Annotated in this window: 4 protein-coding genes; all 4 read right to left on the bottom strand. The window is 65.8% G+C overall.

Annotated features, from left to right (window positions below):
• Positions 1-50 precede the first annotated feature (50 nt).
• Positions 51-10,361, bottom strand: coding sequence for an autotransporter-associated beta strand repeat-containing protein (locus V7D81_RS11885; RefSeq protein ID WP_324316739.1), 10,311 nt, complete (start codon positions 10,359-10,361; stop codon positions 51-53).
• A 350-nt stretch (positions 10,362-10,711) separates the two neighbouring features.
• On the bottom strand, positions 10,712-12,460 hold the full coding sequence (locus V7D81_RS11880) for a DUF885 domain-containing protein (RefSeq protein ID WP_324316738.1): 1,749 nt from the start codon (positions 12,458-12,460) through the stop codon (positions 10,712-10,714).
• 141 nt (positions 12,461-12,601) lie between these two features.
• Positions 12,602-14,983, bottom strand: coding sequence for a TonB-dependent receptor (locus V7D81_RS11875; RefSeq protein ID WP_324316737.1), 2,382 nt, complete (start codon positions 14,981-14,983; stop codon positions 12,602-12,604).
• A gap of 38 nt (positions 14,984-15,021) precedes the next feature.
• Positions 15,022-17,640, bottom strand: a complete 2,619-nt coding sequence (locus V7D81_RS11870; protein ID WP_324316736.1) for a TonB-dependent receptor — start codon at positions 17,638-17,640, stop codon at positions 15,022-15,024.
• Positions 17,641-17,858: the final 218 nt, after the last annotated feature.

Below are 17,858 nucleotides of genomic sequence, written 5' to 3'. Positions count from 1 at the left end.
CGGAAACCGAACGCTCCGCCCTACGATCGCCGCCTCGCGACCGGCAGCGATCACCACTGGAACTGGACGCCGAGATTGCCCTGCAGCGATTCGCTCTCGCTGTCGCCAAGACCTTCGGCATTGCTGACGCTGAAATGCATGCGGCCACGGCGACCGAATTTCGCCGTGACACCGGCGGCGATTTCGAGCCAGCGCTCGTCGAACTCCTGGGCGAAGACCGTGGCAGCGCCGCTGTCGGCGCGAATCGTGGTCTGCGCATCGCCGTCGAGATCGCTCCAGTAGTTGGCGCGCAGCCAGAGATTCCAGCGTTCCGGATCGATGTCGGCGACGAATGACAGGCCGGCGCGACCGACCACCGTGTCGCTGTCCTCGAAGAGAATGTCGGCACCGACGGTTTCTGCGTCGGATTGCTTGATGTGCTGGGCAATCACCTGCAGCTGCGGTTCGATCGAGAAGCGCGAGCCCAGCTGAAAGCGACGACCGCCCTCGATCGAGCCTGCGAGCGACCAGGCGCTGGCGGTCATGCGGGCATCGTTCCGCGGCTCGAGTTGCAGGCCGTCGAAGTACGTGGCGATCAGCGACGAGTCGAGATACCAGTGATCCGTGTCCCGATGCGTCAGATAGGTACCGAGGCTGTACGCACGCGCCTGTACCTCGCCGGCGCTGAAGCCGTCATCGCGCAGCGGATCGGCGCCGAGGAAACCGATGTTCAGCCACAGACCGCCGCGATCCTCGCGATTGCGCCGACTGTCGACGTGGATGTCGGTGCCCATCTGCAGACTCGCGGTGTCGTAGTCGAAGACCGCACTGCCATCGCGGGCGTTCTGTTTGCCGGAGCGATACCAGACGCGACCCCACTGGCAACCGTGTTCCGCCGTGCCATCGCACTCCGACTGCAACCGCGCACCTTCGCGATCCTGCAGGGTGCCGACGAGTCCCACGCCATAGTGATGGAACACCGGCACGAGCGAGGTGGCGAGCGAAGCGATGTCGCGCACCGGCGCGAGCGAACGCAGATACCAGCCCTGCGGATCGGCATCCTCGGCGCCGCCGTGGAACAGTTCGTAACGATAGGCACCCGCGAGCACCGGTGCGTCGAGACGGAAGGCATCGCCGGCCGTGGTCGCGCCATTGCCGGTTTCGATGAGCTGAATGCCGCTGCCGGTCGTGCGCGCGCCGAGCCCGTCCTGATTCAGGATGCGCACACGCGTCGTTCCCGACACCGCACCGACATCGATGGCGAGCCGGTCCGACGCCGACACGTCATCGCCGAGCGCCACGCGCAGTTGCAGCAGGCCGTCGACGCCGAGGTAGTCGCCGCGAATCACCAGTCGCTCGAACGTTGCTCCGCCGAGCGAAAGAGTGCCGGCATTGCTGACGTGGCCGGTGATGGTGCCGCTCGCCAGCAGCGTGGCGCCGCTTGCGATGGCGATGCGGCTGGATGTCAGGCTGTCGGTGCTGATCAGTATGCCGGCATCGACATTGACGCTCTCTGCAAACGAGGCGGGACCGGGCAACGTCAGCGCACCGGCGTTGCGCTTCAGCAGATTCTCGAAGCCGGTGACCCGCTGCGGATCGAAAGTCATGTCGGCCGCATTGTCGATCTGGATCGTATCGCCCTGCCCCTGCGACTCGCCGCCGTCGACGCGGGCGGCCAGCACGGCGCCGTCGCGCAGCGTGAACAGGTCGTTGCCTGCGCCCAGGTCGATCGTACCTGCGCCGGAAAGCGTTCCAAGCAACAGCAGGGAATCGGCGCCGCTGCTGCCTGCGTAGGTTCCATCCACATTCAACGTTGCGCCCTGCGCGATCGCGGTCGTGCGCACGTCGATCACGTGGCCCGCCGCCGCCACGTTGACGGTGCCGGCGGCGACGCCGACATGATCGAAGCTCGATGCGTCCGGCCCATTCAGATTCAGCACGCCGGCGCCGCGCTTCAGCAGCGACTGGAATCCGGTCACCGCATCGACATCGGCACCGACGTTCAGGTCGGTACTCAACGTGTTCGCCCCGGCGCCGCCAGCGATCCCTCCCGTGATGCGCGTACCGTCGTGAATGATCAGCGTGTCATCGCCAGCGCCGAGATCGAAGCCGTCCGTCGACAGCGTGCCGGCGACATCGAGCGTATCGGCGCCGGCACCGAGCGAGCCGCTCGCCTGCAGCATTGCGCCGCCGTCGACAATGATGCGATTGCTGCCAGCGCTGCCTGTGAGCGTGGCCGCATCGGCGACGCCGCCGATTCTCAGCAGCGTGTCGTCGCCCAGCGTGAGTGCTGCGGTCTGCAACGAATCGCTCACTATCAGCGTGCCGGCAGCGAGGCCGACGGCGGCGAAGCTCTGCGAACCCACCAGCGTCGCAATGCCCGTGTTGCGCTTGTCGAGCAGCTCGAATCCTTGCGTGACAGCGGCGTCGAACGACAGCGCGGACGCATTGTTCAGGACGATGACATCGCTGCTGCCGGCGCCGCCGCCGATGCGCCCGGTGATGGCGAAGCCATCGTTCAGCGTGAGGGTGTCGTCGCCGTCGCCCAGGTCGATGACACCGGCGCCGGACACGGTGCCGGAGACCGTCATCGTGTCATTGCCTGCGGTGCCGAAGTAGTTGCCATCGACCTGCAGTGTCGCGCCCGCGGCGATCGATGTCGTCGCAGGGTCCACCGTGGCCGCGCCGGCAACATGCAGCGTTCCGGCTGTCACGGCGACGGAATCGAAGACGGAAGTTGTTGCGGCGCCATTGATGTGCAGGATGCCGGCACCGGATTTCACCAGCGACTGGAAGCCCGTCGCCGCACCGAGATTCGCTTCGCTGGCGATGTCCGTATTCAACGTGTTGCTGCCGCTGCCGCCGGCAACCGTGCCATCGATGCGCGAACCGTCGTGCACGATCAGCGTGTCGTCGCCGGCGCCGGGATCGAGGGGGTTCGGGCCGAGGCCGAGCGTGCCGGGCACGTCCAGCACATCCGCGCCGTCGCCGAGATCGATCAGGCCCGAACCGTTCAGTGTGCCGGCCACGGTCAACCGGTCATCGCCGGCGCTGCCGCGATAGCTCCCGTCGATGTGCAGCATCGCGCCGCTGGCAACCGTTGCGCTGGTGACGCCGCCGACGCTGCCGGCCGCCGCGATGTGAATGGTTCCTGCGTCCGCAGCGACCGATGAGAAATCGGAAAGCGCCGGCCCGTTGATGTTCAGCGTGCCGGCGCCGGTCTTGATCAGCGACTGGAAGCCGGTCACGGCACCGAGATCGGCGGTGCCCGCGATCGCCGCGTTGAAAGTGTTGTTGCCGCTGCCGCCTGCGACGGTGCCGAGAATCCTCGTGCCATCGTGAATCGTCAGCGTATCGTCGCCGTCGCCAAGATCGAACGTGCCGGCACCGGTATCGAGCGTGCCGGCGATGTCCAGCACATCGGCGCCGGCGCCGAGATGGCCGCTGGCATTCAGCGTGGCGGCGCTGCCGACGATGATGCGGTTGATGCCGGCACTGCCGCTCACGACCGTCGGATCGACGGTGCCGCGCACTTCGAGCGTCGTCGCATCCGCCAGCGAGATCGACGGCGTGACGAGCGAACCGCCGATCACGAGCGTGCCTGCGGACAGATTCGTTCCGGCGCTATAAACATGTGTGCCACCGAGTTCGGCGACACCGGCGCCCGACTTGATCAGGCGTTCGAAGCCCGTCACCGCCGTGTCGCCGAGCGTAAAGGCACTCGCGTTGTCGATGACCAGCGTATCGGCCAGCGTCTGGGAACCGCCGCTCACGGACATGGCGAGCACAGCGCCATCGCGCAGGATCAGCACATCATCGCCGCCGGCCAGGTCGATGGTGCCGGCGCCTGACACGTTGCCCGACACGTCGAAGGTATCCGCGCCGACGCTGCCACCATAGCCGCCATCTACTTGCAGCGTTGCGCCGCCGGCCACCGTCGTACTGACGACGGAATCGACATTGCCCGCTGCGGCGACATGAATCGTTCCTTCATTCGCAGCGACGGAGGCGAAACCGGAAGGCGCCGGCCCATGGATGTTCAGCGTGCCCGCACCGGTCTTGATCAGCGACTGGAAGCCGGTCACGGCCCCCAGATCCGCGGTACCGGCGATGGCCGTATGGAACGTGTTGTTGCCGCCGCCGCCGGCCACGGTGCCGAGAATCCGGGTGCCATCGTGAATCGTCAGCGTATCGTCGCCGTCGCCCAGATCGAACAGACCGGCGCCGGTATCGAGCGTGCCGGCGACATCGAGCAGATCGTCGCCATCGCCGAGGTCGCCGCTGGCGTTCAGCGTCGCGGCGCCGCCAACGACGATGCTGTTGGCGCCAGCGCTGCCGTAGACGACGGTGGAAGCAACCGTACCGCGCACATCGAGCGTCGTCGCATCCGCCAGCGAGATCGACGGTGTCGCGAGCGAGCCGACCACCGCGAGCGTGCCCGCGTCGATGCTCGTGCCCGCGGTGTAGGTATGCGCGCCGGTCAACTCTGCGATGCCTGCGCCCGACTTGATCAGTTGCTCGAAGCCGGTGATTGCCGTACCGCCGAGAGTCAGTGCGGTGGCGTTGTCGAGGATCAGCGTGTCGGCCAGCGTCTGCGCTCCGCCATTGACCGGTGCATCGAGCACGGCGCCGTCGCGCAGGGTGAGTACGTCGTCACCGCCGGCCAGATCGATCGTGCCGGTGCCGGCGAGCGTGCCGGCAATCGTCCATGCATCGTTGCCGGCGCTGCCGCCGAAGCTGCCGTCGACACGCAGCGTTGCACCGCCAGCGACGGCTGCGGTCGTGACGCCGCTCACGCCGCCTGTCGACGTGACTTCCAGCGTGCCTTCATCGACAGCGACGCTGGTGAGATCCGTCACGACGCTGGTGATGGTCAGATCGCCGGTGCCGAACTTGCCGAGTTCCTGGAACGAGCTGATGGCAGCGAGGTTCGCGGACGCTGCGATGTGCAGCTGCAGCGTGTTGATGCCGCTGCCGCCCGAGACACCGCCGATGATGCTGGCGCCTTCGCGCAGGATCAGCGTGTCGTCGTCCGCGCCGAGATCGAGCGTACCGGCGCCCGTGTTGAGCGTTCCCGCGATGTCGAGGACATCGTTGCCGCCGCCGAGCGTGCCCGTCGCGCGCAGGAGGCCGGCGCTGCCGATGCGCAGCGTGTTCGCATCCGCCGTTCCCGTGATCGCGACAGGCGCTGACGCGGCGGCGCTGACGGTTCCCTGCACATCGAGTATCGAGCCGAGCAGGAGAGTGGGCGTCGTGAGCGCGCCGGTGATCTGCAGCGTGCCGGCGTTGATGTTGATCGCATTCGCAGCGACCGTGCCGCTCAACTGCGTCGTGCCGCTGCCGGACTGATTGAGCATGCCCGTGCCGGCGATGTCGTTGGCGATGCTCGATGCATCGGAGCGCTGGAACGTCAGCGTCGCATCGTTGGCGACATTGCCGCTGCCGAGCGTGCCGCTCGTGCCGCCGTTGCCGATCTGCAGCGTGCCGGCGCTGATCGTGGTCGTTCCCGTGTAAGCGCTGTTGCCGGCGAGGATCGTCGTGCCGGCCGCCGCCTTGGTCACGCTGCCCGACCCGCTGATCGCGCCCGCCACCTCGAGTACACCGGTGCGCGAGAACACGAGCGCAGCGTCGTTGACGATGTCGCCGCTGCCCAGCGTGCCGGTCGCGCCGTTGTTGCCGACCTGCAGCGTGCCGGCAGCGATCGTCGTCGTACCCGAGTGCGTGTTGTTGCCGGTGAGGATCCAGCTTCCCGTCCCGGCCTGGGTCAGCGAGAGCGAACCCATGCCGTTGTCGGTCAGGGCGCCGCCGAAGATGTTGCCGGCGCGCGTGCCGGTCAACGTGAGACTGCGCGCCTCGTCGGTGATGTCATAAGAGGCCGTGCCGTTCCATGTGAGCGCTGCCGTGCCGCTGCCATCGAGTGTCGCGCCGCCGTCTTCGATCAGGAAATTGCGATCGGTGGTGCGGGCCGCGCCCGTGTAGCGCAGCGTGCCGCCGTCGAAACGCAGGTTCGTCGCGGCACTGCCCGACGCGCCGAGATTGCTGTTGACGCTGCCGTTCTGGAGATTGCTCACGGCCAGCACGCCGCCGTCGATCTCCACGGCGCCCGTGAAGGTGCTCGTACCGGTCAGCGTGGTCGTGCCGGTACCTGCCTGCCGCAGCGCACCGGTACCGCTGATGCTGTGAGCCATCGTCAGCGCATTGCTGCGATCGATGGCGAGCGTACCGTTGTTGGTGATGACCGTGGTGGCGCTGAGCGCGCCCGTCGTGCCGCCGCTGCCGAGTTGCAGCGTGCCGGCACTGATGGTCGTCGCGCCGGTGTAGGTGTTCGTCCCCGTGAGGATGGTCGTGCCGGTGCCGATCTGGCGAAGCTGACCGCCCGCGCCCGAGATCACGCCCGGCAAGGTAACGGCATCGCTGCGATTGATCGCCAGATTCGCGCCGCTGGTTATCGACACGGCACCGGTACCCAGCGCACCGCTCGTGCTGCCGTCGCCCACCTGCAGCGTGCCCGCGGTGATCGCCGTCGCGCCGGTGCGGGTGTTCGCGCCGGTCAGCGTGGTCGTGCCGCTGCCGATCTGGCGCAGCGCGCCAGCACCGCTGACGATCTGATCGAGCGTGTAGCCGTCGCTGCGATTGATGGCGAGATTGGCGCCGCTCGCCACCGACACCGCGCCCGTGCCGAGCGTGCCGCCGGTACCGCCGCTGCCGATCTGCAGCGTACCGGCACTGACGGTGGTTGCGCCGGCGTAGGTATTCGTTCCCGTCAGCGTCGTGGTACCGGCGGCCGCCTTGGTCAGATTGCCCGTGCCGCTGATCGCATTCGCGATCGTCACGGCATCGGAACGCGAGAACGTGAGAACGCCGTTGTTGATGACATTGCCGCTGCCCAGCGCTCCGCTCGTGCCGGCGCCGACCTGCAGCGTGCCCGCTGCAATGGTCGTGTCGCCGGAGTACGTGTTGCTGCCGGTGAGGATCCAGCTGCCGGTGCCGGACTTCGTCAGCGAGAGCGCACCCGCGCCGTTGTCCGTCAGCGAGCCGCCGAAGATGTTGCCGACGCGCGTGCCGATCAACGTGAGGCTGCGCCCCTCGTCGGCGATGTCGTAGGACGCCGTGCCGTTCCAGGTGAGCGCGGCCGAGCCGCTGCCGTCCAGCGTGGCGCCACCCTCTTCGATCAGGAAATTGCGATCGGTGGTGCGAGCGGCGCCCGTATAGCGCAGCGTGCCGCCGTCGAAACGCAGATTCGCTGCCGCACTGTCCGACGCGCCGATACTGCTGCTGACGCTGCCGTTCTGCAGGTTGGCGGTGGCGAGCACGCCGGCATTCAGTTCGACCGCGCCGGTGAAGGTGCTCGTGCCGCTCAGTGTCGTGATGCCCGTGCCGTCGTGGCGCAGCGTGCCGGTGCCGCTGATGACGTTCGCCATGGACAGATTGCTGCTGCGATTGATCGACAGTGTGCCATTGTTGGTGATCGCTCCGGCGCCGACCGACCCTGTCGTGCCGCCGTTACCGAGTTGCAGCGTGCCGGCGCTGATGGTCGTCGCGCCGCTGTAGGTGTTCGCGGCGGTGAGGATCGTGGTGCCTGCGCCGAGCTGGCGAAGCTGGCCGGTGCCGCTGACGACGCGATCGACGATGTACGCATCGCCGCGATCGATTGCGAGTGTCGCGTTGTTCGTGACGGTGCCCGTGCCCAGCGTGCCGCTGGTGCCGCCATTGCCGATCTGCAGCGTGCCGGCGCTGATGGTCGTCGTGCCGGCGTAGGTGTTGCTGCCGGTGAGCGTCGTCGTGCCCGAGCCCGTATGCGTCACGACACCGGTACCGCTGATCGCATTGCCCACTGCGAACGCATCCGATCGAGAGAACGTCAGCGTGCCGTTGTTCGCGACGTCGCCCGTGCCGAGCGTGCCCGTCGTGCCGCCGTTGCCGACCTGCAGCGTGCCGGCAGCGATCGTCGTGGTGCCGGAATAGGTATTGTCGCCGCCCAGGATCCAGCGGCTCGTGCCGGACTTGATGAGCGAGACCGCCCCCGCGCCGTTGTCGACGAGCGCGCCGCCGAAGAGATTGCCGTTCGCGGTGCCGCCGAGCGTCAGGCGGCGCGCCTCGTCGGCGATGTCGTAGGACGCCGTGCCGGTCCAGGTCAGTACGCCCGCGCCGCTGCCTTCGATCGTTGCGCCGCCGTCTTCGATCAGGAAGTTCCGGTCGGTGCTGCGCGCCGCGCCGGTGTAGCGCAGCGTGCCGCCGTCGAAGCGCAGGTTCGCTGCGGCATTGCCGGAGGCGCCGATGTTGCTGGCGACGCCGCCGTTCTGGAGATTGCTGGCGATCAGCACGCCGCCATCGAGTTCCACACCGCCGCTGAACGTACTGGCGCCGGTCAGCGTGGTCGTGCCCGATCCCGCCTGCCGCAGCACGCCGGTGCCGCCGATGACGTGCGTCATCGAGAGTGCATTGCTGCGATCGATCGACAGCGTGCCGTTGTTGGTGATCACCGTCGTGGCGCTGAGCGCGCCGGTCGTGCCGCCGTTGCCGATCTGCAGCGTGCCGGCGTCGATCGTGGTCGCACCGGTGTAGGTATTCGCGGCGGTCAGTATCGTCGTACCGGCGCCGTCCTGGCGCAGCGCGCCCGCGCCGCTCACGACCCGGCCGATCGTGTAATCGTCGCTGCGATCGATGGCGAGGACCGCGCCGGCCGATACCGACACGGTATTCGTACCGAGCGTGCCGCTCGTACCGCCGCTGCCGATCTGCAGCGTGCCGGCAGTGATCGTCGTCGTACCCGCATAAGTGTTGTTGCCCGTGAGCGTCGTCGTGCCGGAACCGGTTTGCCTCACGGCGCCGGTACCGCTGATCGCCCCGCTCACCTCCAGAGCATCGGACCGCATGAATGTCAGCGTGCCGTTGTTGACGACGTCGCCACTGCCGAGCGTTCCGCTCGTGCCGGCGTTGCCGACCTGCAACGTCCCCGCATTGATCGTCGTCACGCCGGTGTATGCATTGCTGCCCGTCAGGACCCAGCGACCTGCGCCCGACTTGGTCAGCGACAGCGCGCCCGCGCCGTTGTCGACCAGCGCGCCGGCAAAGATGTTGCCGCTGGCCGTGCCGCCCAGCGTGAAACTGCGAGCCTCGTCCACGACGTCGTACGACGCCGTGCCGTTCCAGGTCAGCAGGCCCGCGCCCGTCCCGTTGCCTTCGAGCGTTGCGCCGCCGTCGGCGATGGTGAAATTGCGGTCGGTGCTGCGGGCTGCCGCGCCGGTGAGACGCAGCGTGCCGCCGTCGAAGATCAGATTCGTCGCCGCATCGTCCGATGCGCCGAGGTTGCTGCCGATGCCGCCGTTCTGCAGGTTGCCGACCTGCACGATGCCGCCGTTCAGTTCGACCGCGCCGGTGAAGGTGCTCGTGCCGCTCAACGTCGTGGTGCCGGTACCATCGTGGCGCAGCGTGCCGGTGCCGCTGATGATGTTCGCCATGGACAGATTGCTGCTGCGATTGATCACCAGCGTGCCATTGTTGGTGATCGCACCGGCGCCGACGGAACCTGTCGTGCCGCCGTCGCCGATCTGCAGCGTGCCCGCGCCGATGGTCGTCACGCCGGTGTAGGTATTCGCGCCCGTCAGAATGGTGGTGCCCGTGCCGAGCTGGCGCAGCTGCCCACCTGTGCCCGCGACAACGTTCGCGATCGTCAGCACATCGCTGCGATCGATGGCCAGTCCCGCGCCGTTCGACAGCGTCACCGTGCCCGCGCCGATCCTGCCGCTCGTACCGCCATTGCCGAGCTGCAGCGTGCCGGCGCTGATCGTCGTCGTGCCGGCGTAGGTGTTGTCGGCCGTCACCGTCATGACGCCGGCGCCGGCTTTGGTCACGTTGCCGGAGCCGCTGATGAGATTCGCGACGTCGAATGCATTGGAACGCGAGAAGGCGAGCGTGCCGTCGTTGACGACATCGCCGCTGCCGAGCGTGCCCGTCGTGCTGCCGTTGCCGACCCGCAGCGTGCCTTCGGCGATCGTCGTGGTACCCGTGTAGAGGTTGTCGTTGCCGAGCACGAGCGTGCCCGTTCCGGATTTGGTCAGTCCCGCGACGCCATCGATGATCGAATTGATCGTGGCGGTGCCCGTCGCGACTGCGACGGCAGGATCGACACCGCCGAGCGTCAGCGTGCTGCCGGTGATCGTGTAGTTGTTGATCGTGAAGGTGACGTTGTGAACGACGACCGGCGCGCCGAGCGTCACGGTGCCCGCGGTCGTGTCGAAGACGGCGTCATCGAGCGCGAGATTGTCCCAGACCCGATAGGTCGAACCGTCGTACCAGCGCAGATTGACGAGATTCCAGGTGCCCGCGCCGCCGGGCGGCGCGGCGCCATTGCCGTCCCACTGCAGCGACGCGCCCGGCACCGGCGTTGCCAGAACAACGGCACACGCCAGACCCGCGAACCGAAGTGCCTGAGACGCCCGGCATCGGGCGTCGTCGCAGGAATCCTGCTCTCTCGGCAACAGCATCGGGTCCGGCACACATGACAAAGTGATGACATATTCTTGACGGGCGGGGGATTCCCGTAAGCGAATGCCGATCACGGTTTGAACGGATTTCCGCGGGAAATTCGAGGAAATCCGGCGGCCTGCATCACATGCATGCGGACGTGGTTCACATGCATACCGCCTTCCGGCACTGGATCACGCTTTCAGGGTTCTTCCGCGGTGCGCCATCAGACCCTGCGGAATGCCGAATGCCCGAAGCCGGTTCGTCAGAACAGCTCGTCTCCCGGATTCTTCAGCATCTGCGCCCGCACGAGCGGAATCGGCGGACCGCCGTGCGACAGAAACTGATCGTGAAACTGTTTGAGCGACTTGCCGCGATTCTCGGCCTGCCAGTCGGCGTACAGTCTGCGGATCATCAGCTTGCCCATCGTGTAGTTCAGATAGGCGGGATCGTACGTGCCGCGCGCCGCCTGCTGTCGCGCATTGCCGGCGTCCTGATAGGCCTTGTCGCGAAACAGCTGCTCGCACTCGGACACCTTCATGCCCTGCGTGTGCAACCCGATCGCGCACACATAACGGACGTTGCGCAGCAGCGCGTTGAGCAGCTGGCCGATGTGACGTTCCGGACTGTTCTGCGCCAGTCCCTGCTCCACCATCATTTCTTCGGTGTAGTGCGCCCAGCCTTCTGCAAAGGCGTAGCCGACCATCAGCTGGCCGAAGCGCCACAACGAACGGTTCGAATGCAGGAACTGCAGGAAGTGACCGGGCCACACCTCGTGCACCGAGGTGAACAGCAGGCTCGCTTCGCCGGGGATGTAGGCAAGCTGTTCGGCCCTGGTCCAGGTCGGATCGGGCGGTGCGATGTAGTACACGGAGGGCATGTTCGTTTCGTACGGCCCGGGAATGTTGATGTAGGCCGCGTTCTGCGCGTTGTACGGCGGTGCCGCATCGACCTTCGCTTCCTCCGTGCCCGGGATCGACACGATGTCGTGATCGACGAGGTACTGGCGCAGTTCCGTCAGCTGCGCGCGTGCCGCGACCACCGGACCGCCCTGCGGCTTGTTCGCCTCCTGCTTCGCAACGCATTGCGCGATCGTTCCCCTGGGCAGGTACTGCTTGCACGCGTCCGCGAGCGCGGCGAGGTTGCGTTCGAGATCGGCGCGTCCGATCGCGCCGAGCCGGTCGAGCGGCGTCGTGACGCGCTCGGTCATGTTCAGCATGGCGGCAAAGCGTTCGGCGCCGAGCGCGTAGTCGTCGGTCGCCTGCGCACGCTGCGCTTCGACCCACTGGCTCATGTCCATCATCGCCTGCGCTGCCGGCTCGATGGCGGCCTTGAGTTCCGCCTGCAGCGCTTCGTCCTTCACTTCGGCGAATGCCTGCGGCACATCGTTGCGATAGAAGTCGGCGAAGCCCTTGAAGCCGCGCCAGCCGTATTCGACGAAGGTCCGCGGCATCGGCGTCTGCAGATTGGCGCGGACCTGGGCGAGCGCGCCGGGAATCGCCTTCGCATATCTGATGAACGCCCGCAGACGTTCATCGACGGGCGCGTACGGCACGGTGATGTAGGTCGCCGGATCGAGTCCGTGATCGAAGTAATAGGAGACGTTGGTGAACGGCTGGCGCGCATCGCGCAGCCAGAAAATTTCCCGGTCGAGCACGGCGATCACGTAGTCGCGCTGGAAACGCTGTTCGGCAGACAGGGCAGCGTCGCCGAATCCGGCCGCTTCATCGCGGGACTTCTCGAGCAACTCGAGTTCCCTGGCGAACCCCGCCGCGCTCCAGTCCGGCAACTGCCCGTCGAATTCGTGACGGCCGGCGGACACGGCGAACGGCGGACTGAGAACGAACGACTGCTCGATCACGCGATCGACGAAACTCGACCACGCGGCCTGGCCGGCCGCTTTGGCGGCGCTGGCGTTGTCTGCGGCCGGCGGCGAACGCTCGCAACCGGTGAGTGCGAGCAGCGCGAGTACGACTGCCGTCGTCGAAAACAGGGAGCGGGATGCGCGGATCATCGGATGCGGCTCCGGTTGCAGACGGATGAGCCGCATCATACTCACGGATTCGTCGTTGTTGTGGGGCCGGTTTCTTCCTGTAGGTCAGGCTTTAGCCTGACTTTTCAGAGGCCGGCTGAAGCCGGCCCCACAGTCGGAGTCCTAGAAGGTCACGCGCGCCGACAGTCCGTAGGTGCGCGGCGTGTTGGTCAGATAACCGACACGGGCGCGGGTGCCGCGTTCGCGATCCACCGACAGGTAGGCGCGTTCGTCCCAGAGGTTGTTCAGGAACGCAGCGACCTCCCATTGACCGGTGCGGACACCGATGCGGAAGTTGCCGATCTCGTAGCTCGGCAGTTCGGGATCGAACGTGAAGCCCGTGATCGTCGGATCGCCGAAGGCGAAGAAGCCGGGTCCCGTGCAGCCCGCGGTCACGCCGACGCAGCCGAACGGCGCTTCCTGGTCCGCAAGCTGCGTCCACGAAGAGCCAACATGCTGCAGCGTGAGATTCGCAAAACCATCGAGCTGCGAACTGAACTGCCAGTGGTACGTCGCACTTGCGGCCGCCTGGAGTTCCGGCGAGGTCGGCAGGCGATTGCCGTCGCGGATACCCGCGATCGGATCGCCCGTGCCGGTCAGCCGCGACTCGGTGATTTCCGCCTGGATGTAGGTCGCCGACAGGCCCAGATCCCAGTTCGCGTTCGGCCGCGCCAGCAGTTCGATCTCGCCGCCGATCGACTCGGCCTGCGCATTGAGGACGATGCGCGAGGAGCACGAACCCGCATCGGCGATCACCTGCAGGTCGTCGATGTCGGAATAGAACACCGCGGCGTTGAACTGCACCCTGCCGTCGGCGAAGCGTGTCTTGGCGCCGATCTCGTAGTTGGTGTTCTTCTCGTCGGAGAAATCCGGATGACCGTCGTAGGTGACGAGGTCGTCGTCGCTGCACAGGGTCACGTTCAGCGGATCGTTGATGCCGCCGAGCCGGAAGCCGCGCGACACCTGCGCGCTCAGCAGCACGTCGTCGTTCGGCTCGAAGGTGAGGATCACGCGCGGCGAATAGCCGTCGGAACTCGTCGAGCCGGGCTCGTCCGTGTAACCCTGATCGGCGAACACGCCGGCGAACGTCAGCACGCGATCTTCGTCGAAGTCGTAGTAGCGGATGCCGCCGGTCAGCGCCCACCGTTCGTTGAAATGAACGGTCGCTTCGCCGAACAGCGCCATCTGCTTGAAGTCGAAATCGACCTGCGAGTAGTACGGCGTGTCGGGCGGCGCATTGAAGCCCGAACTGGGCGGCAGGCCGCGACTCGTCAGGACCAGGTCATAGCCAGGCGTCGGCAGGTCCTGGCCGTAGTCGCGATCGATGTCCTGATAGAACGCGCCCACCAGCCATTCGAACGTACCTTCGCCGCTCGACGCGAGCCGCAGTTCCTGGCTGAGGGCCTTGAGTCTGGTCGTGTCGATGAGGGGCGAATTCAGCCGTACTTCGGCGGGCGTGCCGGCGAACGAACCGTAGGTCACGCTGCCGGACAGCGAACTGGCATCGCGCGTCACCACCACGTCGCGATCCGTATAGGACGTGACCGATGTGAGCGTCGCGGCGCCGAGACCGAATTCCATCTTCAGGTCGGCGAGCAGGAACTCGTCGTCGAGTCCTTCGGTGAGCTGCGTGACCTGGCCGCGTTCGCCGGGATCCACCGCGGGCTGCGTCGTAGTGTAGGGATTGCCGAGGATGTTGTAGACGTCGATGCGCGGATAGCCGTCGGTCTCCAGCTTCTGGTAGACGATGCGCGGCGTGATCGAGACGACGTCGTTCGGCTGGATCAGCAATGAAACGCGCCCGCCGGTCTTCGAACCGCTGTTCACGTCTTCGCGCACATTGCGGCCGGGGTAGTACGAATCGATGAAGCCGGCAATCTCGTCGTAGTAGCCCACCAGCCGCAGCGCGGCGACTTCGCCCATCGGTACGTTCAGCGCAGCCTTGAAGCCGCCGCCCACGTCGGTGTCGGTGCCGGTATAGAGATTCGCTTCGGCCGCGCCCTCGAACTTGCCGAGCTGCGGTGCGCGCGTGATGTAACGCAACGTGCCCGACGCCGAGCCGGCGCCGAACAGTGTGCCCTGCGGACCGCGCAGCACTTCGAAACGTTCGAGATCGAAGAGATCGAGGTCCGGCGTGAACAGGGCCTGCGAGATCGGCGACTCATCGAGATAGACGCCGACCGATTCCTTCACGCCGCCCACCAGATCGCGCACCACCTGACCGGCGCTGACGCCGCGGATCGCAACCTGGCTTTGTCCTGCACCGAGATCGGTGATGGTGAGGCCGGCGACGTTGCGCGACAGTTCGGCGATGTTGCCGGTGCCCGTGTCGCGCATCTGCGATTCGGTCATGGCGGCGACGGAGAACGGCACGTCCTGCAGGGACGCTTCGCGCTTCTGCGCGGTGACGATGATTTCGTCGATGAGACTGCCTTCCTGAGCGCCGGCGGTGAACGGAATCACCGGCGTCAGCATGGTCACGATCAAGCCGTGTTGCCTTTTCATGCGGTCGATCCCCCGTGTCGTTGTTGAGCGTTGACTCGTCAGAAACTCAGGATGGCCTTGGCGTTCCAGAAACGGCCGCGCGGACTGTGCACGTTCTGAACGTAGCCATAGAGGTCTGCGTCGCCGTCGCCGACGGCGAACGGCGGTTTCTCGTCGAACGCGTTGTCTACACCCAGCAGCAGCTTGACGTTCCCGAAGCCCGTGTATCGCAGCTGCAGATTCAGGGTCGTGAAGTCTCCGACGTCGCGGGTGTCGTTCGTGTCGTAGTCGAGTCGTGTGTCGAAGTCCGCGTCCGGCATGTCCTGGAACGGGCCGATGTAGTTGAGACTCGCATAGATGCCCCAGACGTCAGTGCCCCAGTCCGCGGTCAGTTGTGCGCGATCTTCCGGATACTCGTACTCGCCCTCCAGCGGCCGGGTGATGAAGGTCACCCCGTCATCCGCCAGTTCCACGCGCTCGAACTTCAGCAGGCGCGCATAGTTCAGTCCGAGCGTCAGCCGCCCTGGCCCCATGGCGAATCCTGCGTATGCACCGAAGTCGATGCCTGTCGCCGATTGTTCGGAAATGTTGATGATCTCGCCGTGGATGAGCTGGAGCTGACCCAGCGTGTCACCGGGCAGCGGCGCGCTTCGTTCGCATACGGTGCTGGCCTGTACATTGCAGGACTGCGTGTAGAACAGGCTGAAGATGTTGTCGATCTTGTTTTCCTGCTTGATATCCCAGTAGTCCAGCGTCAGCTCGATGGCGTCGTTCGGCTTCCACGCCACGCCGATGTTGAGCGTGTCCGACTCCTCGGCCTTCAGATCCGGATTGCCGACGTACTCGATGTTGTAGTCGGTCGTCGCGCAGTAGTCTGGGTTGTCTGCGCAGCCGTAGGTGTCGGTGAAGAATTTCGACTCCTGCGAGGGACCCAGGCCAATCTGCGCAAGCGACGGCGCGCGAAATCCCGTACCCCAGGATGCGCGGAACGCCAGCGAATCGATGGGCGCCCAGCGCAAGGCAATCTTCGGATTGGTGGTGTCGCCGAAGTCGCTGTAGTCGTCGTAACGCGCAGCGAGGCTCAATTCCAGGCTCTCGAGGATCGGCACGGAGAACTCGACGAACAGCGCCCAGCTATCGCGTGCGGCATCGGCCATGACGGCTTCGGTACCGAAGATCAGGCCACGCTGGAACTGATCGTCGGGAATATCCGAAATGCTCTCCTCGCGATACTCGGCGCCGGCCGCCATCTTTATTTCGCCTGCCGGCAGGTTGAAGAGTCCACCGGACAGTTGAACGTCGTACATCTCCAGTTCCGACTCGCCGCGTCGCACGAGACTGGTGTTGATGGCATCGATCGTGGGTTGCGGATTCTGAACCCCGCCGAATGGGTTGTAGCGTCCGGCATCGATTTCGGTTTGCAGAAAATCGGTACGGATCCAGCCCTGACCGCGATTGCCCGTCTGCTCCGACTTGCCGCGCGAACGCTGTGCAGCGGCTTCCCAGTCCCAATCGGCAAACGAGCCGCGCAGTCCCAGCACTGCGCGCACGTTGTTGCTTTCGATGTTCCACTGGCGCGGACCGGCATCCACGGTGCGGTAGCGATCGATCAGGATCGACGTCGCCGCAGGGAACGGATTGTCCGGATGCGTGACGGGCACCGAGAGTCCGGCGCCGCCGTCGAGCGGCGTCGGTGCGCCCTGCGCGAATGACGTGTTGTGCTGCAGCTCCAGTTCGCCGAAGAGTTCCGTATTGGCTGCGATCGTCTGATGCGCGAGCAGCATGAACCCGGTGCGTTCGGATTCGGGAATCAGCACGTTCCAGATGCCGAAGTCGTAAACGCAGCTGGAGCCGGCGATGCTGTCCGCGGGACATCCGGGATCGCGGGTGACGACGCCATTGACGATGAAACGTCCCGGGTAGCCGCGCGAAGAGCGGAAGTCTTCGCCGCCTCGGGCCGTCTGGTCGGCCGAACCCAGGCTGCCGCGCTCGACATTGAACAGGTTCGTGTTCTTGAAGTAGTCGAGCACCATCGTGACGTTCGAATCCTCGCTGCCGATACCCCAGACCGCCGACGCAGTGACTTCGTCATAACCGTCGGCGCTGCCGTAGCCGGCTGAGGCTTCGAAACCATCGAAGTCTTTGCGGGTGATGATGTTGACGACACCGGCGACCGCGTCGGAACCGTAAACGGCGGAGGAACCGTCCTTGAGCACTTCGACCCGCTCGATAGCGGCCACGGGAATGGAATTGATGTCGACGAAATTCGTGGTGATGTTCTCGGCGAATGCATTGATGGCGACCCGCCTGCCATTCAGCAGTACCAGAGTCGCGTCTGCGCCGAAGCCGCGCAGGCTGATCGAGGCTGCGCCATTGGCGGTCGAGTCCTGGTTATTGCCGCGAGTGGAGAACGAACCATTGCCGTTGTTCGGCATCTTCTCCATCAACTGCTGCAGATTGCTGTAGCCCGATTTCTCGATGCTGGCGCGATCGACCGTAACCACTGGCGAAGGACTTTCGAAGTCGGACGCGCGCGCGATGCGCGACCCCGTCACCACGATCTCCTCGACCTCCGCCGCACCGGCGGCGTGTATACATGTAGCAGAAATAAGACATATCGACACCGCTGCGGCGCGCGGCCCGTTGCTCGTCCGGATGGCCAGGATAGATTTGCTCATGACTGCGAACCTCCCCTAGAAATGCGCGGACACTATCAATCAAAACCCTGATGAACCAGTAAGGTTAAATACGCTATACCGCAGCGGGAGATGCCCGCCGCGGACCCAGATGTTGCACGAATGAGACGCTTCTGGAGTGTCGTCAGAAGAGGGAGGACAGCAACGAGCGGTAGGCCCCGGGAGTCAGCAGCGCGACGAACAACAACCCCGCCACCGCA

The organism is Povalibacter sp., from assembly GCF_036735925.1.
In the GTDB taxonomy this organism is placed as follows: domain Bacteria; phylum Pseudomonadota; class Gammaproteobacteria; order Steroidobacterales; family Steroidobacteraceae; genus Steroidobacter.
Note: the sequence above shows the minus strand (reverse complement) of the source record. Positions and strands in the feature narration are given on the sequence as shown.

Coding starts and splice junctions, on each gene's coding strand:
- V7D81_RS11880 (WP_324316738.1), bottom strand. CDS start 12,460: ATGATCCGCGCATCCCGCTCCCTGTTTTCGACGACGGCAGTCGTACTC.
- V7D81_RS11875 (WP_324316737.1), bottom strand. CDS start 14,983: ATGAAAAGGCAACACGGCTTGATCGTGACCATGCTGACGCCGGTGATT.
- V7D81_RS11870 (WP_324316736.1), bottom strand. CDS start 17,640: ATGAGCAAATCTATCCTGGCCATCCGGACGAGCAACGGGCCGCGCGCC.